Consider the following 19,113-nt stretch of genomic DNA (forward strand, 5'->3'; position numbering starts at 1 on the left):
TTGGGAGACAGATAAAAGATATGGTGTTTAAAAATCAGAATGGGTCGGCATTGATCATTTGCCTGCTCAGCCTGGCAGTATTGTCTGCACTGGGGACGGCCGCCCTGATGGTATCAACAACCAACCAGACCATTGCCGGCAACTACCGCAAACAGTCCCAGGCTTTTTATGTGGCGGAAGCCGGTCTCCAGTATGCTTTAGCCTCTATCAAAAACGACATAACCTGGCGTGGAGACACCAGCTATTCAACGACCAGAGATGATATGATCATCGGTAATATCACAGCCAGTTACACGGTAACCACCTATGATTCCAGCAATGATTCATACGGGGTATATGACCCCTTAATTCCAGGTGGTTATATCAAACTGGTATCTGAAGGGGTATTTCAGGATTCCATCCAGACAGTTGAAAACATGATTAGCCTTTCTCCAAAGGACGGATCTGATGCCGATTCCCCATATACAGCGGTCACCACATCGGGGGGCAATACCGGCAGTGGGATTCACGTGGTCAATGGATACGATGATGACGGCAACCTGGCTTCTGATATGGTGGAAACTTATGCCGAGCTGCCCACGGTCAATCAGGATGCGTTAAAAACCTTTGCGGATTATTCATTTTCTTCTCTAACTAATACAGAAGTTTCAAACAGCTTGTCAGGTCAGACGGATTTTTTTAAAGACGCGCCCCAAAACACCCAGCCCTATATCATCCATGTGTCTGGTGACATGTTTATCAGCGGAAGCAGTGATGTATATGGCATTATTTTTGTGGAAGGGACGTCGGTGGTCCTGAGTGGATCGGTGAGGATACATGGGGTTATTTACGCGCCCAACGCCTCAATTACCACCACCATCAACGGCGGCGGCAGCCCGGGAGATCAGCCGGTGATGGGCCAGGTCATCAGCGGGACCGGTGGGGTCCATGCATCTGGCAACCATGCGGATGTCCAGCTGGTCCAGGACTATGTGGATGCGTTCAACAATTTCGGCGGTGCCGTCGTAAATGTCGATCCCGCTCCGGGCAGCTGGCGCCAGTATTAGGAGACCCATTGACTTTCATCCTGATCCGTTTTAGAAAAGGATATTTTAAAACAACGAGAGAGGATCTGATGAAACAAACAATTAAAATAGTAACTATTATGGCGGCATTGGGATGTTTTGTGGGGTTGACAGGGTGCAACAATATATTTTCAGACACCCAGCCTGCTGAATCCAGGGCTGAGACGGTAACTCCTGCATCCGTGTCCGAACCTGCGGCAAAACCATCACCAGAGTCCAAAAAAAGAACCGCGGTGTACTATGATTTTGAAGATGTGCTGATCCCGGTGGAACTGCAGGTCCTTCAGGATAAAAGTATGATCGTGTCCACCCCGGGATTTACATCCGGGATTCTGATGCTTAAAGGAAGGGTGGAACGGCGCTCTTTGATCAATTTTTTCAACAACAACATGGTCAAGGACAACTGGGCCATGGTCAGCCAGATTGCCTCACCCAACATGGCGATTCTGGTGTTTGAAAAATCCATAAAATCCGCAGTGATTTCCATTAAAAGCGAGCATATCTACACCTATGTGGAAGTCGGAGTGGCGGCCCGGGTGAATCAAGGCCGTCTGCCGGATAATACCGATGCCCTGCTTGAATCGGATCTTGTCCAGTGACGATATTGAATCAAAAACATATTCTGCTGGGCGTCACCGGCGGAATCGCTGCATACAAATCCGTGGAACTGCTCCGGCTTTTGAAAAAAGCCGGAGCAGACGTGGATGTGGCCATGACGGAGGCCGCGTTGCGGTTTGTGGGCAAAACCACGTTTGAAGTGCTGTCGGAAAATCCCGTGATCACGGATCTGTGGGAAGATTCCCACGGATCCGTGGCCCATATTGATGTGGCAGCAAGATGCGATGCCGCCGTGATCGCGCCGGCCACGGCCAACTGCATTGCCAAGCTGGCTCATGGGCTGGCTGATGATGCATTGACCACCACATTTCTGGCAGTGACGGCCCCGGTCATGATCTGTCCGGCCATGAACACCCATATGTATGAAAATATCCGGGTCCAGCGAAACCTGGATGTCCTGGAACAGGACGGGATCCATATCCTGGATCCGGACACCGGATCTCTGGCCTGCAAAACCACAGGACCCGGTCGTCTGCCCGATCCCCGGCTCATTGTGGACCGCATGGAACACATGCTGACACCCAAAGATTTTGTCGGCAAACAGGTATTGGTGTCGGCCGGCCCCACCCTGGAGCCCATTGACCCGGTGCGGTATGTGAGCAATCACTCCTCCGGCAAAATGGGGTATGCCGTTGCCAGGGCTGCAGAAATGCGGGGTGCCTCCGTGACCCTGGTCACCGGTTCCGTGAGCCTGGATCCGCCTGTGGGCGTTGAAACAATTTGCGTACAGACCTGCCAGGATATGGCTGATACCATGCTATCTAAAATGGCGCATGCGGATATCATTATCCAGGTGGCGGCGGTGGCGGATTTCCGGCCGGACCACCGGGAAACTCTGAAAATAAAAAAAACATCCGACCAGGACCGCATGACCCTGACCCTGGTGCAGAACCCGGACATTCTTAGAACCATGGGGGAACGCAAGCGACCCGGTCAGTTTCTGGTGGGGTTTGCCGCAGAAACCCATGATCTGGCAGCCAATGCCGTTAAAAAAATCAAGAAAAAAAATCTGGACATGATCGCTGCCAACCTGGTGGGGGGAAAAGACGCGGGCTTTCAGACCGACACCAACAAAATGACCCTGTTTTTCAAAGACGGGTCTAAAACCGATATTCCGCTGATGGACAAACAGGCTGTGGCCCATGTGCTTCTGGACAACCTCCTGACCCGGCTTGATCCGCGCGGTTGATTCCGGCCTGTCATGACACCTTTGGATAACATCCCTTTTTTGACTTCGAGCGTGACGCTTCTAGACATCATTGATGATCTATCCGGATACCTGCGTTGTCAGAAACAAATGGGACTCACCCGGGTCCCGCTTTCCCCGCGCTCTCTGGAAATTCTGGCTGCCTGGGGCCGGCCGGTCGTACCCCGGAAACCTTTCAGACACGCCGGTCCGGCATCGGCAAACGTGGTGCTGGTGGATGGGGCCGGCACTTTTTTTATGGGTGAGCCAGGCGCACTGTTGAAAAAGATTCTGGCAGCCATGAAACTGGCTGAAGACAAGGTCTGTGTTTGCAATGCCCCGGATGCGGAACAGGTGTTTGCTTTTCTGCAATCGGTTCAGCCGGTGGTGGTGATCGCGCTGGGAGATGCGGCCGCCCGGACCGTGACCGGGATTCAGAAGCCCGTGGCAGCCATCCGGGGAAAATTTTTTGACATCCGGGGGTTTTCCGTGATGCCCACGTTTCATCCATCCCAGCTGCTCAAAGATCCGGGCCTGAAGCGTCCGGTGTGGGAAGACATGCAGCAGGTCATGCAGATCCACGGTATTGTGTCATGATCCTTGACCGGTTCATCGATATCCTGACTGCGGAAAAAGGATATTCCCCCCATACATGCCGGGCCTACCGGTCGGATATTCTGGATTTTCTGCAATTTGTCGCTGACGGGTCTGATGATCCGAATCCTTCAACTGACGTGCAGACCTGTTTTAAAGCACACCTGGCCCAGGTGGACAGACAGACCCTGAAACAATACCTGGCTGCCCAGGTCCGGGCGGGAAAACAAAAAAGGACCCTGTCCCGGCGCCTGTCCGCGTTAAAAGCGTTTTTTGATTTTCTGGTGAGAGAAAAACAGATGCCGGCCAATCCGGCGGACGGAATTGCCTTTCCCAAACTGGGCCGGCCCATTCCCCGGGTACTGACCGTGGATGACGTGTTCCGGTTGCTGGATTCCATCAAAACCGGCACCTGGCTGGAAAAGCGCAACCATGCCATGTTTGAGACTTTTTATTCCACGGGCATGCGTATTTCCGAAATCCATGGATTGAACATGGATCACATTGACTTTCACAACCAAGTGATTAGAGTGTCCGGCAAAGGCGGCAAACAGCGGATCGTGCCGGTGGGGCGCCGGGCGTTGACAGCGGTGAGAACGTATCGGGACACCGTGTCAACGCAATTGAAGCCTGTTTTTCTGAACAAAGATTTCGGGCGGCTGTCCACCCGGTCCATCCGGCGGATTCTGGATCACATCGTGAACCAGTGCGGCCTGCACGTGCCCGTATCCCCCCATGTGCTGCGCCATTGTTTTGCCACGCACATGCTGGATTCCGGGGCGGATTTGCGGGGGATTCAGGAAATTTTAGGCCATGCCAGTCTGTCCACCACCCAGGTGTACACCCATGTGAGCATGGACCATTTAATGCAGGTGTACGACAACGCGCACCCAAGGAGTTGATACAGTAATATGAGCAATGACACATTTCACGGAACCACCATCCTGGCCCTGCGATCCGGTGCCACCGTGGTCATGGCCGGAGACGGCCAGGTGACACTGGGCAACATCGTGACCAAGCACAGGGCCAGAAAAGTCCGGAAAATTTTTCATGATAAAATCATCATCGGTTTTGCCGGTGCCACGGCAGATGCCCTGACGTTGTCGGAAAAACTGGAGGAAAAACTGGAGCGTTACAACGGCAACCTGACCCGGTCCTGTGTGGAACTGGCCAGGGAGTGGCGCACGGACAAATACCTGCGGCGCCTGGAAGCCATGATGCTTGCCGCTGATCATGGCAACACTTATCTGTTGTCGGGCAACGGGGATGTGATCGAGCCGGACCCGATTGAGCCGGACAAGGGCGTGATCAGTATCGGCTCCGGCAGCCCTGCGGCCCAGTCCGCAGCCATCGCGTTGATGGAAAACACGGATCTGTCCGCCCGGCAGATCGTTGAAAAAGCCATGAAAATCGCTGGGGATCTGTGCATTTATACCAATCATGAGGTCAATATTGAAGAACTCAACTGATACCGGGAATGGATTCATGAAAGATTTAAAACCCAAGGAAATCGTCACGGAACTGGATAAATATATCATCGGTCAGAAAGATGCCAAAAAATCCGTGGCCATCGCCCTTCGCAACCGCTGGCGCCGCCGCCATGTGGAACCGGATCTCCAGGATGAGATCGCACCGAAAAATATCATTCTCATCGGTCCCACCGGGGTGGGAAAAACCGAGATCGCCCGGCGTCTGGCCAATCTCACGGACTCGCCTTTTTACAAGGTGGAGGCCTCCAAATTCACGGAAGTGGGGTATGTGGGCCGGGATGTGGAATCCATGATCCGGGACCTGGTGGAATTGACCGTGAATGCCTTGAAAGCCAGGCAGCAGGATGCGGTCCAGGAAAAGGCGGCAAAAATGGCGGAAGAACGGGTATTGGATATTCTGTTGCCGCCCACGCCCAAAACAGCGGCCCGCCCGGACACCGGCACCCTCAAGCTGGCCGGCTCGTCCGGGGACACGCCGGATACCGGGGCCGGGACCAGAGAAAAACTGCGGTCCATGCTCAAGGCCGGAAAACTGGACACCCGGCAGGTGGACCTGGATGTACCGGATAAATCCTCTCCCATGGTGGAGATCTTTTCCAACACCGGCATCGAGGAGATGGGCATCAATGTCAAGGACATGCTGGGCAATTTCATGCCCAAATCCACCAAGCGCAGAAAAGTCAGCGTCAAAGAGGCCCTCAAACTTTTGACCCAGGAAGAAGCGGCCCATTTGGTGGACATGGAACGGGTCAAGTCCGATGCTGTTGCCATGGTGGAGCAGTCCGGCATTATTTTTATCGATGAGATCGACAAGATTGCGGGAAAAGAAAAAAGCCAGGGGCCGGAAGTGTCCAAAGAAGGGGTCCAGCGGGACCTGCTGCCCATTGTGGAAGGCAGTTCTGTGCCCACCAAATACGGGATCGTGAAAACCGATCATATTCTGTTCATTGCTTCGGGCGCGTTTCACGTGTCCAAACCATCGGATCTGATTCCGGAACTCCAGGGCCGGTTCCCCATCCGGGTGGAACTGACTTCCCTGGGTGCTCAGGAATTTGTCCGGATTCTGACGGAACCCAAAAACGCGCTGATCCTTCAGTATATGGCATTGCTGCGCACCGAAGGGGTGGATATCACGTTTACCCAGGATGCCGTGGAAAAAATCGCCGCCATTGCCGTGGAAGTGAATGCAGCCACGGAAAACATCGGGGCAAGGCGCCTGCACACGCTCATGGAAAAACTGCTGGAAGAGATCCTGTTTGCGGCCCCGGATGTGGCGGATACAAAAATCACCATTGATGCGGCATTTGTGGAAGGCCAGCTCATGGGCATTGTGGAGAACCAGGATTTGAGCAGGTATATCTTATGAATCCTTCAGCGGTTGCGGATCGGAATGTCGCGGATATTCTGGTGGAAGCGTTGCCGTATATTCAGCAGTTTTCCACCAAAACCATTGTCATCAAGTATGGGGGCCATGCCATGGTGGATGACAAGCTCAAGCGCGATTTTGCCAATGACATCACCCTGCTTAAATACATCGGTATCAACCCGGTGGTGGTGCACGGGGGCGGCCCCCAGATCAGCAAAGTGCTTTCCGCCATGGGGATCACCTCCACTTTTATCCGGGGCATGCGTTACACGGATGATGCCACCATGGATGTGGTGGAGATGGTGCTGGGCGGCAAGGTGAACAAGGATATTGTGGCCCGGATCAACCAGGAGGGGGGTAGGGCTGTGGGCCTCACCGGCAAGGACGGGAGCCTGATCCTGGCGGAAAAAATGAAGATCTATGTCCAGGACGACCAGGAAAAACCGCCCGAGATCATCGATCCCGGCATGGTGGGAGATGTGGTGTCCGTGAATCCGGAAATCATTCATACGTTGACCGCCAAAGGGTTTATCCCTATTATCGCGCCTGTGGGCGTGGGAAAAAACGGGGAAACCTACAATATCAACGCAGATGTGGTGGCATCCCGGATTGCCGCGTCCCTGGAAGCCGAGCGCCTGATTCTGCTCACGGATGTGGACGGGGTGCTGGATGCGGACAATGCACTGGTCTCTTCCATCAATGACCAGCGGATCGGGCAGATGATCGGGAACAAAGAAATCAAGGGCGGCATGATTCCCAAGGTGGAGTGTGCATTGACCGCGTTAAAGCGCGGAGTGAAAAAAACCCACATCATCAACGGAAAAATCCCCCACGCCGTGCTCCTGGAACTGTTCACCGACTCCGGTATCGGCACCCAGGTATTTGTCAATGGACCCTCTTAAAACTTAAAACTTAAAACTTAAAACTTAACACTTAACACTTAACACTTCATATATAAAAGACGAATCATAAAGGAAAACCCATGGATACCCTGGAAAAAACCGATACGTTTGTGTGCGCCACCTATGCCCGCCAGGGAAAGGCGTTTGTCAGCGGCAGCGGCATGTACCTGACCGATGAAGACGGCCAGGTATTCACCGATTTTCTGGCCGGCATTGCCGTGTGCAGCCTTGGCCACTGCCATCCTGAAGTGACCGCGGCCATCCGGGAACAGGCCGGGCGGCTGGTGCATGTGTCCAATCTGTTCTACACCCGGCCCCAGGCGGATCTGGCCCAGGCCCTGGTGGAAAACAGTTTTGCCGATCAGGTGTTTTTCGGAAATTCCGGGGCCGAAGCCAATGAAGCCGCCATCAAGCTGGCCCGGCGGTATTTTCAACGCAACAACGACATGAACCGGTTTCAGATCATCACCATGACCCAGTCGTTTCACGGCCGGACCCTGGCCACCCTGACCGCCACGGGCCAGGATAAGATCAAACAGGGATTTTATCCGCTGCTCCCCGGATTTATCCATGTGCCGTTCAATGATATCGATGCCCTGAAAACCGCTTTGGACGACACGGTGTGCGCAGTGATGATGGAGCCGGTCCAGGGAGAAGGCGGGGTGATTCCGGCGGATCCCGAATATCTGGCGCAGGTGAGACAATTGTGCGATCAGACCGGCACCCTGCTGATTTTTGATGAAATCCAGTCCGGCATGGGCCGGTGTGGCACCTTGTTTGCCCACCAGGGGTATGGGGTGACACCGGATATCATGACCCTTGCCAAAGCGCTGGGCAACGGGGTCCCCATCGGGGCCATGCTGGCCACGGCAGAGGCGGCCAAAGGATTTGAACCGGGCAGTCACGGCTCCACTTTCGGGGGCACGCCCCTGGCCACTGCTGCCGGACTCAAAACCCTGGCATTGATTTCAGACCCCGGATTTCTGGCCCGGGTCCGGGAAAAAGGCCTTTATTTCAAGGAACAGCTGACCGAACTTCAGTCGCGCCATTCCCGGATCAAAGCAGTGCGGGGCCGGGGGCTGCTGCTGGGAATGGATGTAGGGGAGGGTGCCGGGGACGTGGCAGCCGCCTGTTTTGAAAAAAGGTTTATCATTAACGCCATTCAGGATAAAGTGTTACGGTTTGCACCGCCCTTGATTGTGGAAACCAAAGATATTGACCGGCTGATATCCGTGCTGGACAGCCTGTTGTAAACAGTGAAGGAGATGTTTGGTTTGAAAAAAGACCTGTTGTCATTGCTGGACCTGGAAAAAACGGATTTTGAACAATTGTTTGACCGGGCATTGCAGCTCAAGGCACGGTATGCCAAAGGCATTCCCGACCGAATCCTTTCCGGAAAAACCCTGGGACTGATTTTTGACAAAAAATCCACCCGGACCCGGATCGCCTTTGAAACCGCCATGATACAACTGGGGGGACACCCCATCTATATGAGCACCCAGGACACCCAGATTTCCCGAAACGAGCCGGCCGCGGACACGGCCCGGGTGCTGTCCCGGTATATCGACTGCCTGGCCATGCGGACCTTTGACCATGCCCTGGTGAAAGAGTTTGCCGCCGCCTCGACCATTCCGGTGATCAACGCGCTGACCGACTCGTTTCATCCCTGCCAGATTTTAAGTGATATTATGACCATCATCGAGCACAAAGGCGGATATCACAAGAAGAAGATCGCCTGGGTGGGAGACGGTAACAATGTGGCCAACTCCTGGGTGAATGCGGCCAGTGTCCTGGGCCTGAACCTGGTGTTGGCCTGCCCGGAAAATCACATGATCAAACCGGAAATTATTGAAGCCGCCGGTGCCGATGCCATGGATCATGTCCGGTTCACCACGGACCCCAGAGACGCGGTGAAAAATGCGGATGTGGTGTATACGGATGTCTGGGCCAGCATGGGTGAGGAAGATGAGCTGGAAAAACGGCTGGCTGCGTTTGAGGGGTTTCAGGTGAACAAGGCCCTTTTGTCTCATGCAGCTCCGGATGTGCTGGTGATGCACTGCCTGCCGGCCCACCGGGGAGAAGAAATTGCTGAAGACGTGCTGGAGGCCCCTGGCGCGGCATTCTGGGATCAGGCGGAAAACAAGCGGCATATGCACAAGGCCATTCTGGAAACATTGATTCTCAGGAACAAAACCGATGAGTGATAAATTGTGGGGGGGGCGGTTTTCAGAAGATACCGATACCCTGGTGGAAAAATTCAATGCCTCCATTGATGTGGACAAGCGGCTGTATGCCAGTGACATCGAAGGCAGCATGGCCCATCTCAAAATGATGGCCAGACAGCAGATCATTGCCAAAGACGAAGCAGATACCCTTCTGGCAGGCCTGGAACGGGTCAGAATCCGCATTGAAAATAATGAGGTGTCGTTTTCCGATTCCCTGGAAGATATCCACATGCATGTGGAAGATGCCCTGGGACAGGAGTGCGGGGATCTGGCCAAAAAACTGCACACCGGCCGGAGCCGCAACGATCAGGTGGCCCTGGATATCCGGATTTTCCTTAAAAACGAAACCCGGCAGATCATGGACCGGATCACGGGGTTTCAAAACGCCCTGGTGAATCTGGCCAAGGCCCATCCGGATGTGATCATGCCCGGATATACCCATATGCAGCGGGCCCAGCCCGTGCTGTTTGCGCATCATCTCATGGCATACTATGAAATGCTCAAAAGGGATAAAGAGCGGTTTGCCGATGCGTATAAACGCATGGATGCCATGCCTTTAGGCACGGCAGCCCTGGCCGGCACCACCTATCCCGTGGACAGAGAGTTCACCCGGCAGATCCTGGGGTTTGCCCGGTTGTGTGAAAACAGCATGGATGCGGTGTCTGACAGAGATTTTATCATGGAATTCATTTCCCATGCCGGGATCTGCATGATTCATCTGTCCCGGCTGTCTGAAGAGCTGATTTTATGGTCTTCATCAGAGTTCGGCTATATCACGATTTCCGATGCCTTTACCACCGGGTCCAGTATCATGCCCCAGAAGAAAAACCCGGATGTGGCTGAACTGGTCCGGGGAAAGACCGGCCGGGTGGTGGGCAATCTGATGGCGATCTTCACCACCATGAAATCATTGCCCATGGCATATAATAAAGACATGCAGGAGGACAAAGAGCCGCTGTTTGATACCGTGGACACCCTGTCCATCTGTCTGGAGGTGTATACCCGGATGTTTCCCCATATCACGGTCCATGCCGACCGGATGAAAACCGCCTGTGCCCGGGGATTTTTAAATGCCACGGATTTTGCCGATTACCTGGTGAATAAAGGCATGCCGTTCCGCCAGGCCCATGCTGTGGCAGGAAAAGCCGTGGCCCTGGCCATTTCAGAGAAAAAGGAACTGGACGATCTGAGCCTGGCCCAGTTTAAAGATCTCAGTGACCGGGTAACCGAAGATGTGTATGACTTCATCCGCCTGGATCAAGTGGTGGCCCGCCGGATATCTGCCGGCGGCACCGGAGTCGACAATGTCCGGGCTGCGGTTGAAAAAGCACAAAAGGAATTGAATTCATGAGACTGTGCCAGGGACGGATTAAATGGGCAACGACCGGTGTGATCACCGGGGTATGCCTGTGTCTGGTGATGATGGCGGCCGGAATCGGCTGCGGGAAAAAAGCCCCGCCCAGGGCCCCGCAGAAACCCGGGCAGAGCGTGGCATCCCCCGGGGATCCCACAGCCACCCTGGACAATGGTCAACTGACTCTGACCTGGTCCCATGAAACCGACCCGGACGATGCCGCATTGCCCCCGAAGTATTTTGACGTGTCCATGGCCGTGCCCGCAGCGTGCGAAGGGTGCCCGTTTGTTTTTGAATCCGTGGCCCGGGTGCCTGTGCCGGACATGGTGTTTCAGATGCCCGTGCCTGAACCCGGGGTCCGGTATTTCAGGGTCCAGGCAGTGGGAGACCATGATGTCCGGTCCCAGTATTCCCGCACCGTGGTGGTGGAGGTGCCGTAATGCCTGATTTTTCCACAGCTGTGTTAAGCATTGGTTCCAACAAAGGCGATAAACCGGCCAATCTTCATCTGGCCATTGCCTGCCTGGATACCCATGAACAGATCGAGGTGATGGCCGTATCACAGTTTTATAAAACCCAGCCCCAGAATTTTGTGGACCAGGACTGGTTTGTGAACGCCGCCGTGAAAATCCGATGCCGCACTTCAGATCCCCTGGCCCTGCTCAACACGCTTAAACAGATTGAATCCAGCATGGACAAACAGGGAAAATCCTTTCGGTTCGGCCCTCGGAAAATCGATCTGGATATTATTTATTTTGATGACCGGATCATGAAAACCCCGGAACTGGAAATACCCCATCCCCGGATGCATGAAAGACATTTTGTTTTAAGGCCCATGTGTGATATAGAACCCGGGACAGTGCACCCGGTATTGGGTTTGACCACACAAGCATTGTTCAATCAAATAGAAACACAGGAAAACCAGGCGGTGATCCCCCTGGATGAGGAGGAAGAAAGCGCGTGAAATTTTTTATTGATACAGCCAATATCGATCAGATCATGGATGCCAACAGCATGGGCATGGTGGACGGCGTCACCACCAACCCGTCTTTGATCGCCAAGGAAGACGGAGAGTTCAAGGAGATCATCGCCCGGATCTGCAAAGAGGTGGCAGGCCCGGTGAGCGCGGAAGTCATCAGTCTGGAATATGACGGCATGGTGGCCGAAGCAAGAGATCTGGCCAAAATCGCTGACAACATTGTGGTGAAGATCCCCATGACCGTGGAAGGACTCAAAGCGGTGAAAACCCTGACGGCCGAAGGCATCAAAACCAATGTCACCCTGGTGTTTTCGCCGCTCCAGGCCCTGATGGCCGCCAAAGCCGGGGCCACCTATGTGTCTCCGTTTGTGGGCCGGCTGGATGATCTGGCCGAAGAAGGCATGGAACTGGTCAACGAGATCGCCCAGATTTTTGCCAATTATGATTTTGCCACCGAGATCATTGTGGCCAGTGTCAGAAGCTCCCTGCATGTGCTGGATGCGGCCCTGATGGGTGCCGACATTGCCACGATTCCTTATGGCGTGTTGAAAAAACTGGCATCCCATCATATGACCGACAAAGGCATTGATGCGTTCATGGCGGACTGGAACAAGAAGAAGCAATAAAAAAAGACAACCCATCCAATTTCAGGTTGACAAAAACAGGCAAATCAAATAAATATAGCATTTGTTTGATTGAGCGGGAATAACTCAGTGGTAGAGTGCGACCTTGCCAAGGTCGAAGTCGCGGGTTCAAATCCCGTTTCCCGCTCCACTCAAGGCGGCTTGGCCAAGGGGTAAGGCAACGGCCTGCAAAGCCGATATCCCCGGTTCGAATCCGGGAGCCGCCTCCATAATAAAATCAAGGGTTCAGGTTAAAATCTGAGCCCTTTTTTTTTGTTAAAAAATCGATACCCCACAAAAGTTCCCCAATTGTAAGAACAATTTCAGAATCGATCCATCAAACCGCATTACAGATGAATTTTGATAGGTGCCCGGATATCCTGAAAACAGTTGAATGGAAATCGTTCTTGATTATATCAATCATTTTAGATATAGTTATTCAGTATGGTTGATTTGATTCGGTTTTTCAACCGGTTCCGTTAATTTTGATGGAGAAGAAAAACGATGAAAATTCTGGTGGGATATAAAGGTGTCAATGTGGGAAAGGACCTGATAGAAATTGCAGCCCGTCATGCCCGGGCGTTTGACGGGCAGGTGATCGTAGTGACGTCCATGAAAGGGGGGGGCAATACGGATCCAATGGAAGTCAAGGCGGCGGAAGACAATCTGGAAGGAATCAAGCCGTTTTTTAAAGAAAAAAATATCCCTTGCGACACCCATCTGCTGGTCAGGGGCATGGAGCCGGGTGAAGATATTGTGGCATTTGCTGAACAAAACAAGGTGGATGAGATCATTATCGGTGTCCGGAGCCGGTCCAAAGTGGGAAAACTCCTGTTCGGATCCACATCCCAGGTGGTGATTCTGCAAGCCAGCTGCCCGGTGGTGACGGTTAAATAATGGAAGTGATCCGGCAGTTCAAAGCGCTTTCCGATCCCACCCGGCTTCGATTGCTTCATATTCTCAATGAAGTGGAACTCAACGTCAATGAAATCGTTTCCATTGTGGACATGATTCAATCCGGTGTTTCCCGGCATTTGAAAATTCTGCTGGAATCCGGTCTGCTGGTGGCCAGAAAAGAAGGCAGCTTCATGTATTACAATGCCAATATGGATCCGGAAAACCGGTCTTTGATTCAGCTGGCGTGCTCCCGGATCCAGAACGACCCGGTATGCGCCCAGGACATTGAAAAAGCCCGGCAGATCATCATGATCCGCAAAAACAGAACCAAACGGTTTTTCAGTACTGTGGCACCCCAGTGGGAAGGTCTGAAAAAGGAAATCCTGGGCAGTTTTAATTTGAATGCCGTGCTGAAACAGCAGATACCGGCGCGCCGGGGTGTGGCGGATTTAGGGTGCGGCACAGGAGAGCTTCTCGGCCAGCTGGTCAGAAATCATAAGGGCATGCTCATCGGTGTGGATGCCTCCCCTGAGATGCTGGAACAGGCCCGGATCAAACTGCCGGATATGCCGTCCATTGAGTTGCGTCTCGGAGAAGTGGAACATCTGCCCATGAAAGACCAGGAAGTGGATACCGTGGTCATGAGCATGGTGCTGTATCATATTCTTCAGCCGGAAAAAGCCATCCAGGAGGTGTTCCGGGTGCTCAAACCCGGGGGAATGCTGCTTCTGGCTGATTTTGACCATCATCATCAGGAACAGATCAAGGAAATTATCGGCGGTACCTGGCTGGGATTTACAAAAGACCAGGTGGAAACCTGGCTGACCAAAAGCGGATTCCAATTGCAGTCCACAGAACGGTTTGCCGTGGAGCGGGGATTGCACATCCATGTGTTTTCCGCTGGAAAATGAATTTTTCATGAAAAATTAAGGAGACACCATGACCGTGCCCGTTATTCTGGCAGGCGGTTCCGGCACAAGGCTGTGGCCCCTGTCCAGGGAACTTTACCCCAAACAGCTGATCAATATGTACAACCGGCATACCATGCTTCAGAACACGGTGCTCCGCCTCAGCGACCTGGAGGGGATGGATGCCCCCCTGATTGTATGCAATGATGTGCATCGGTTCATGACGGCGGAACAACTTCAATTGATACAGGTGGTCCCCAGGGCCATCATTCTGGAACCGGCGGCAAAAAATACGGCCCCGGCCATTGCTCTGGCTGCCATTCAGCTGACCGCTCAGAATCAGGACCCGGTGATGCTGGTGTTACCGGCCGACCATCGGATCAATGACGTGTCCGCGTTTCACCGGGGTATCGAACAAGGAAAAACCCTGGCGGATGACGGATATCTCATCACTTTCGGGATTGTCCCGGATACGCCTGAAACCGGGTACGGGTATATTCAAAAAGGCTCTTCTCTGGAAGACAATGTCTGTCGGATTCAGCGGTTTGTGGAAAAACCGGACCTGGACACGGCCAAATCTTATCTGTCTTCCGGGGATTATTGCTGGAATTCCGGCATGTTCATGTTCAAGGCTTCCACCATTTTAAAGGAACTGACGCTTCTTGCCCCGGATATGGTGGATATCTGCCGCAGGGCTGTGGCCAATGGCCGGCAGGATCTGGATTTCTTCCGGGTGGATCAAGCTATTTTTGATCAGGTGGCCGCGGATTCCATTGATTATGCCGTGATGGAAAAAACCGAAAAAGGGGTGATGGTGTTTCTGGATGCGGGATGGAATGACCTGGGATCCTTTGATGCCTTGTGGCAGACCGAAAAGAAAGATACCCATGCCAATGTGATCAAAGGAGATGTGCTGGTCCATGATGTGACCGATTCCTACATCAACGCCCAGAGCCGGCTGGTGGCTGCGGTGGGTCTGGATTCCGTGGTGGTGGTGGAAACCGGGGATGCCGTGCTGGTGTCTCCCAGAGACCGGGTTCAGGATGTCAAACAGATCGTGAACCAGCTCAAATCCCGGGGCCGTAAAGAGTCCATCACCCATGCCAAGGTGTATCGGCCCTGGGGAGATTATGAGACCATTGATCAGTCTCACCGGTATCAGGTGAAACGGATCACGGTGAAGCCCGGTGCCAAGCTGTCGCTGCAAAAACATTTTCACCGGGCCGAGCACTGGACCGTGGTATCCGGAGCAGCCATCGTGACCCGGGGGGAAGAAACCCTGCTGCTCAAAGAGGATCAGTCCACCTATATTCCTCTGGGAACGGTTCATCGCCTTGAAAATCCCGGAAAGATCCCGCTGGAACTCATTGAGGTCCAGTCCGGGCCGTATCTGGGAGAAGACGATATTGTCCGGCTGGATGATGTTTATGGCAGAGAGCATGAAAAAGAAAAGGTTGCAAATCCATAAAAAATATTTAAAACTGCCGTTTTAAACACACATGTGCATGGAAAAAGCAGAAAATAAACACTAAGTTTGGAGCAGGTCTATGGCTGACATGATTTCTGAAACCATGAAAGGTAAATTTCTTCTGGCAATGCCCGGACTCCCGGACCCCAATTTTGCCCAGACGATTACCGGCATGTGCGAACACAATGAATCCGGCGCGTTGGGATTTATCATCAATAAAATCCATCCCCTGCTCACCGGACGGGAATTGTTTGAAGACCTGAATATCACGTTTGACCGCAGTGTGGATACGCTGGACATCTACCTGGGAGGACCGGTGCAGCCGTCCGGGGTGTTTGTGCTTCACGGTCCGCCCTTTACCTGGAATGAAACCCTGCAGGTAACGGACTGGCTGGCCTTGAGCAATTCCCGGGATATTCTGGAAGCCATTGCGGTTCAGAAAGGACCGGCCGATTTCATGATCATGCTGGGATGTGCGGGCTGGGGACCCATGCAGCTGGACAATGAACTGCATGACAATGCCTGGCTGACCTGTCCCATGACCCGGGACATCATGTTTGGAACCAAGTGTGACTTAAGATACGAAAAAGCCATGATGCTGATTTCCTGAATGACCACGTCCAATGATACATATCCGCAGGTTGCGGCCATTGTTTCCGATATTCTGTCGGTGATCGATACAATGGAAACCGTTCCACCACTGGCGGACGACATGCTGGAATCCGTTAAAATCCGTTGTGGCAAAATTCCTGAACAGATACAATCCAACCGGATTAAAATTGCCGTGGTGGGAGTGATCAAATCCGGAAAAAGTACATTGATCAATGCCATGACCGGAAAAGAGGTGGTGAAGCGGGGGGCCGGGGTGGTCACGGCAGTCACCACCCGGATCCGCAAAGGCAAAAAAAACCGGGCCGTCCTGTTTCTCAAATCCTGGGATGATATCAATCAGACCCTGAAAAATGTGCTGGAGATGTTTCCCCAAGATGACACCTCTTCCTTGAATGTGAATCCGGAAACCTTTGATTTGCGGCGAAAAAAGGATCAGGATTTTTTAAAACAGGTGTATGGCAAACTGGTTCAGGCGTTTCCCGTCACGGACCAGGGAATCCGTCCCGAGACCCTGGTGATCCGCAATGCCCTGCAAGGGTATGACACCTGCAAGGATCTGGTGGGGGCGGACCGGGAACAGCTGGTTTTTGAAGGCCGGCAGTTTTCGGATCACAAACTATTCACCGGCGATGCAGCCAATGCCTTTTATGTGGCGGATGCCTGTCTTGAACTGTTCGGTAAAACCCTGGATCCCCGGGTTGAACTGGCTGACTGCCAGGGGGCGGATTCTACGGATCCCGGCCAGTTGAACCGGGTTGTGACCTACCTTCAGCAGGCCAACCTCTTTGTTTACTGCATCAGCTCCAGAACCGGACTGCGACGGTCGGATATGCGGTTTTTAAAGATTATTCAAGGTATGGGACTGCTTGAAAACATCCTGTTTGTGAATAACTGCGACCTGTCTGAACATGAAACACTGGATGACCTGCTGGCCAGTGAACAGAACACGCGCCAGGAGCTTTCATTTTTGCTTGCTTCACCGGAACTGTATTCATTTTCCGCGCTCATGCGCCTGTTTTGCGCCATGGAAAAAAAATTGAGCCGCCGTAACCGCAAACGCCTGGCCCTGTGGCAGGAAGATCCGGTCATGACATCCTGGTGCAGTGAAAACGCTGAACGATTTGATGCACGCCTGTCCGGACTGCTGTCCCGGCGGCATCACCGCCTGCTGGTGTCCAATCATCTGGAGCGGTTGTTTCACATGTGCACCGCCCTGGAAAATAAAGCGCGCCTGTTTCTGGATGGATTGAATGCAACCGGGGATGACCGGGAACAGACCCGAAAAAAGATCGCCCGGATCAAAGATAATGTCAAACAGCTTGAAACCATCGTGAAAAACGCCGTACCGGGCGCTGTGGCCGGCCTGACCCGGGAGCTTGAAGCCGATCTTGACAACGCGTTTGCCAAAGATGCCGGCCGGATCCGTAAAAAAATGGTGGCGTTTGTGAACCAGACACCGCTGGATACATCCTTGTATCAGAACCGGTTAAAAGAACTGGGGATCAAAAAAATACTGTATCTGATGTTCCAGGATTTCAGAAGATCCCTGGACCTGTTTGTGATGACCGATATTCTGCCCGACATCCACACATTGGCGGCCCGTCAGGAAGACAGGATACAATCGTATTTTCAATCACTTCTGGATACCTACCGCATCGATCTTTCAAAAAATTCCCTGGCCCCGGGTCAGTCCGAAGACACGAATATCCAGTTTCAGATGGCTGCCCACCAGCCGGCACTGGACCGTTTTGTGGATGTTCAGGCCATCAAGAAGATTTTAGGACTGACTTTGCCGGACATCACCATGATGCCCCGGTATTCGGGCCGGATCCAGACTCATGCCCTGACCGGCCTGGGCATCACGTTTGTCACCCGGTTCTTTCGTGCTTTGGTTGACAAACAGCAATCGTTTTCATTGAATTCCGGGTTTGACGTTGCCGCCCGGCGGATCAAAAAACAGACCCTGCAGGGGATCGATCCCCAGATCGAGCAATTTCATCTCCGGTTGAAAAATCAGTATTTCATGCCGCTGATCCGGGCGGTGACCCGGGATGTCACTGACAAGATCCATGAGCGGTTTTCGTTGTATCGATCCCTGGATATGGATATAGATGAAACAAGGGCGGTTGATCAGGCAAAAAAGCAGACCCAGCAGGAAAAAGTGACCGGCATGGTGACCCAGCTTCAACAGATTCGCCGGGATATTCTGGAATTAAAAGAAACGGATGTCCATTAGCACCCGGTCTGCCAACTGGTCCGGTGAAAAGGAAATCCGGCGGAACAATTTGTTTTCCAGTGTCCGGGTCATCCGCCACATCCCGGCAATCCGATCCTGCAGATCTTGCAGATGGCCGTAAGTATCCTGAATATATTCCAGTCGTTGGGCAAGGGACACGATGGTGTCGTGAAGCACCCGTTTGTCCGCATAATTGACGATTTCCTGTTCCGTGACAGGCGTGTTTTCCTTCCAGTCATCCAGGATGACATGCTGGCGGATGATGTTTCCCACTTCCGGATAGCCCAGGGTTTCGAGCAGGTCTCCTCCGGTTTCAGAATGCCGTTCTCCGGTTTTAAAACTGCGGGTTTTGGTGATATCGTGGAGCAGGGCTGCGGCAGTGGCCAGATGTGTATTCAACACGGGAGTGGACTGATTCACATGCCGGCACAAGCACAACGTGACATTGCCGACCATGAGGGAATGATCGATAATATGGTCCATCATTCCCATCTTCCGGATGATCTGAAAGCATTGGTTGTGAGAGGGTATTTTCATAAAATTCTGTTGCAGTTATACGCGGTATTGATATGATAGAAAAGGTTTTTTTAC

At 52.9% G+C, this 19,113-nt stretch carries 20 protein-coding genes and 2 tRNA genes; 21 read left to right on the forward strand and 1 reads right to left on the reverse strand.

From position 1 onward, the window contains the following. Positions 1–20: 20 nt before the first annotated feature. The 21 genes from DPO_RS06010 (at position 21) to DPO_RS06110 (ending at position 18,522) form a co-directional block, all read left to right on the forward strand. Entirely contained in the window at positions 21–1,046 is a 1,026-nt protein-coding gene (locus tag DPO_RS06010) for a PilX N-terminal domain-containing pilus assembly protein (protein WP_006964862.1), read from the forward strand. A 68-nt stretch (positions 1,047–1,114) separates the two neighbouring features. Then, positions 1,115–1,663 (forward strand): hypothetical protein, encoded by a 549-nt coding sequence (locus tag DPO_RS06015; RefSeq protein WP_006964863.1) that lies wholly within the window; start codon positions 1,115–1,117, stop codon positions 1,661–1,663. Beyond that, positions 1,660–2,871: a bifunctional phosphopantothenoylcysteine decarboxylase/phosphopantothenate--cysteine ligase CoaBC gene (gene coaBC, locus DPO_RS06020; RefSeq protein WP_006964864.1), complete on the forward strand. Its 1,212-nt coding sequence runs from the start codon at positions 1,660–1,662 to the stop codon at positions 2,869–2,871. The genes DPO_RS06015 and coaBC overlap by 4 nt, the downstream gene beginning before the upstream one ends. Positions 2,872–2,883: 12 nt before the next feature. Beyond that, entirely contained in the window at positions 2,884–3,465 is a 582-nt protein-coding gene (locus DPO_RS06025; protein WP_006964865.1) for a uracil-DNA glycosylase, read from the forward strand. Then, positions 3,462–4,364 (forward strand): site-specific tyrosine recombinase/integron integrase, encoded by a 903-nt coding sequence (xerA, locus tag DPO_RS06030; protein WP_006964866.1) that lies wholly within the window; start codon positions 3,462–3,464, stop codon positions 4,362–4,364. The genes DPO_RS06025 and xerA overlap by 4 nt, the downstream gene beginning before the upstream one ends. 9 nt (positions 4,365–4,373) lie before the next feature. Next, the gene (gene hslV / locus DPO_RS06035; RefSeq protein ID WP_006964867.1) at positions 4,374–4,931 is read left to right on the forward strand and encodes an ATP-dependent protease subunit HslV; all 558 of its coding nucleotides are present in this window, start codon (positions 4,374–4,376) and stop codon (positions 4,929–4,931) included. Positions 4,932–4,947: 16 nt separating this feature from the next. Next, positions 4,948–6,318 carry an ATP-dependent protease ATPase subunit HslU gene (hslU, locus tag DPO_RS06040; RefSeq protein ID WP_006964868.1) on the forward strand — a complete coding sequence of 457 codons (1,371 nt, stop codon included), beginning with the start codon at positions 4,948–4,950 and terminating at the stop codon, positions 6,316–6,318. Continuing rightward, on the forward strand, positions 6,315–7,220 hold the full coding sequence (argB, locus tag DPO_RS06045; RefSeq protein ID WP_006964869.1) for an acetylglutamate kinase: 906 nt from the start codon (positions 6,315–6,317) through the stop codon (positions 7,218–7,220). The genes hslU and argB overlap by 4 nt, the downstream gene beginning before the upstream one ends. Positions 7,221–7,300: 80 nt before the next feature. After that, positions 7,301–8,473 (forward strand): aspartate aminotransferase family protein, encoded by a 1,173-nt coding sequence (locus DPO_RS06050; RefSeq protein WP_006964870.1) that lies wholly within the window; start codon positions 7,301–7,303, stop codon positions 8,471–8,473. 21 nt (positions 8,474–8,494) lie between these two features. Next, positions 8,495–9,424, forward strand: coding sequence for an ornithine carbamoyltransferase (argF, locus tag DPO_RS06055; protein WP_006964871.1), 930 nt, complete (start codon positions 8,495–8,497; stop codon positions 9,422–9,424). Further along, on the forward strand, positions 9,417–10,796 hold the full coding sequence (argH, locus tag DPO_RS06060) for an argininosuccinate lyase (RefSeq protein ID WP_006964872.1): 1,380 nt from the start codon (positions 9,417–9,419) through the stop codon (positions 10,794–10,796). Before argF ends, argH begins: the two co-directional genes overlap by 8 nt. After that, positions 10,793–11,239 (forward strand): hypothetical protein, encoded by a 447-nt coding sequence (locus tag DPO_RS06065; RefSeq protein WP_006964873.1) that lies wholly within the window; start codon positions 10,793–10,795, stop codon positions 11,237–11,239. The genes argH and DPO_RS06065 overlap by 4 nt, the downstream gene beginning before the upstream one ends. Further along, entirely contained in the window at positions 11,239–11,763 is a 525-nt protein-coding gene (gene folK / locus DPO_RS06070; RefSeq protein WP_006964874.1) for a 2-amino-4-hydroxy-6-hydroxymethyldihydropteridine diphosphokinase, read from the forward strand. Before DPO_RS06065 ends, folK begins: the two co-directional genes overlap by 1 nt. Next, a complete protein-coding gene (gene fsa, locus DPO_RS06075) occupies positions 11,760–12,404 on the forward strand; it encodes a fructose-6-phosphate aldolase (protein WP_006964875.1) in 645 nt (214 codons plus the stop codon). The genes folK and fsa overlap by 4 nt, the downstream gene beginning before the upstream one ends. A gap of 73 nt (positions 12,405–12,477) precedes the next feature. Continuing rightward, positions 12,478–12,552: transfer RNA gene (locus tag DPO_RS06080), tRNA-Gly, on the forward strand. Positions 12,553–12,557: 5 nt separating this feature from the next. Further along, positions 12,558–12,631 (forward strand) — tRNA-Cys (locus tag DPO_RS06085). A 274-nt stretch (positions 12,632–12,905) separates the two neighbouring features. Continuing rightward, the gene (locus tag DPO_RS06090; RefSeq protein ID WP_006964876.1) at positions 12,906–13,298 is read left to right on the forward strand and encodes a universal stress protein; all 393 of its coding nucleotides are present in this window, start codon (positions 12,906–12,908) and stop codon (positions 13,296–13,298) included. Beyond that, positions 13,298–14,209, forward strand: coding sequence for an ArsR/SmtB family transcription factor (locus DPO_RS06095; protein WP_006964877.1), 912 nt, complete (start codon positions 13,298–13,300; stop codon positions 14,207–14,209). Before DPO_RS06090 ends, DPO_RS06095 begins: the two co-directional genes overlap by 1 nt. Positions 14,210–14,237: 28 nt before the next feature. After that, on the forward strand, positions 14,238–15,674 hold the full coding sequence (locus DPO_RS06100; RefSeq protein WP_006964878.1) for a mannose-1-phosphate guanylyltransferase/mannose-6-phosphate isomerase: 1,437 nt from the start codon (positions 14,238–14,240) through the stop codon (positions 15,672–15,674). Positions 15,675–15,753: 79 nt separating this feature from the next. Beyond that, positions 15,754–16,284 carry a YqgE/AlgH family protein gene (locus DPO_RS06105; RefSeq protein ID WP_006964879.1) on the forward strand — a complete coding sequence of 177 codons (531 nt, stop codon included), beginning with the start codon at positions 15,754–15,756 and terminating at the stop codon, positions 16,282–16,284. Continuing rightward, positions 16,285–18,522: a dynamin family protein gene (locus DPO_RS06110; RefSeq protein ID WP_006964880.1), complete on the forward strand. Its 2,238-nt coding sequence runs from the start codon at positions 16,285–16,287 to the stop codon at positions 18,520–18,522. It abuts the gene before it with no gap. Here DPO_RS06110 and DPO_RS06115 read toward each other — a convergent pair. Then, positions 18,499–19,008, reverse strand: coding sequence for an HD domain-containing protein (locus DPO_RS06115; RefSeq protein ID WP_236609909.1), 510 nt, complete (start codon positions 19,006–19,008; stop codon positions 18,499–18,501). The two genes, DPO_RS06110 and DPO_RS06115, sit on opposite strands and share 24 nt — an antisense overlap. Between the last annotated feature and the right edge of the window lie 105 nt (positions 19,009–19,113).

It is taken from the genome of Desulfotignum phosphitoxidans DSM 13687 (genome assembly GCF_000350545.1).
In the GTDB taxonomy this organism is placed as follows: Bacteria; Desulfobacterota; Desulfobacteria; order Desulfobacterales; family Desulfobacteraceae; genus Desulfotignum; species Desulfotignum phosphitoxidans.

Coding starts and splice junctions, on each gene's coding strand:
- DPO_RS06105 (WP_006964879.1), top strand. CDS start 15,754: ATGGCTGACATGATTTCTGAAACCATGAAAGGTAAATTTCTTCTGGCA.
- folK (WP_006964874.1), top strand. CDS start 11,239: ATGCCTGATTTTTCCACAGCTGTGTTAAGCATTGGTTCCAACAAAGGC.
- DPO_RS06095 (WP_006964877.1), top strand. CDS start 13,298: ATGGAAGTGATCCGGCAGTTCAAAGCGCTTTCCGATCCCACCCGGCTT.
- hslU (WP_006964868.1), top strand. CDS start 4,948: ATGAAAGATTTAAAACCCAAGGAAATCGTCACGGAACTGGATAAATAT.
- DPO_RS06050 (WP_006964870.1), top strand. CDS start 7,301: ATGGATACCCTGGAAAAAACCGATACGTTTGTGTGCGCCACCTATGCC.
- DPO_RS06115 (WP_236609909.1), bottom strand. CDS start 19,008: ATGATGGACCATATTATCGATCATTCCCTCATGGTCGGCAATGTCACG.
- DPO_RS06090 (WP_006964876.1), top strand. CDS start 12,906: ATGAAAATTCTGGTGGGATATAAAGGTGTCAATGTGGGAAAGGACCTG.
- DPO_RS06110 (WP_006964880.1), top strand. CDS start 16,285: ATGACCACGTCCAATGATACATATCCGCAGGTTGCGGCCATTGTTTCC.
- DPO_RS06025 (WP_006964865.1), top strand. CDS start 2,884: ATGACACCTTTGGATAACATCCCTTTTTTGACTTCGAGCGTGACGCTT.
- argB (WP_006964869.1), top strand. CDS start 6,315: ATGAATCCTTCAGCGGTTGCGGATCGGAATGTCGCGGATATTCTGGTG.
- DPO_RS06065 (WP_006964873.1), top strand. CDS start 10,793: ATGAGACTGTGCCAGGGACGGATTAAATGGGCAACGACCGGTGTGATC.
- DPO_RS06100 (WP_006964878.1), top strand. CDS start 14,238: ATGACCGTGCCCGTTATTCTGGCAGGCGGTTCCGGCACAAGGCTGTGG.
- DPO_RS06015 (WP_006964863.1), top strand. CDS start 1,115: ATGAAACAAACAATTAAAATAGTAACTATTATGGCGGCATTGGGATGT.
- argH (WP_006964872.1), top strand. CDS start 9,417: ATGAGTGATAAATTGTGGGGGGGGCGGTTTTCAGAAGATACCGATACC.
- xerA (WP_006964866.1), top strand. CDS start 3,462: ATGATCCTTGACCGGTTCATCGATATCCTGACTGCGGAAAAAGGATAT.
- hslV (WP_006964867.1), top strand. CDS start 4,374: ATGAGCAATGACACATTTCACGGAACCACCATCCTGGCCCTGCGATCC.
- DPO_RS06010 (WP_006964862.1), top strand. CDS start 21: ATGGTGTTTAAAAATCAGAATGGGTCGGCATTGATCATTTGCCTGCTC.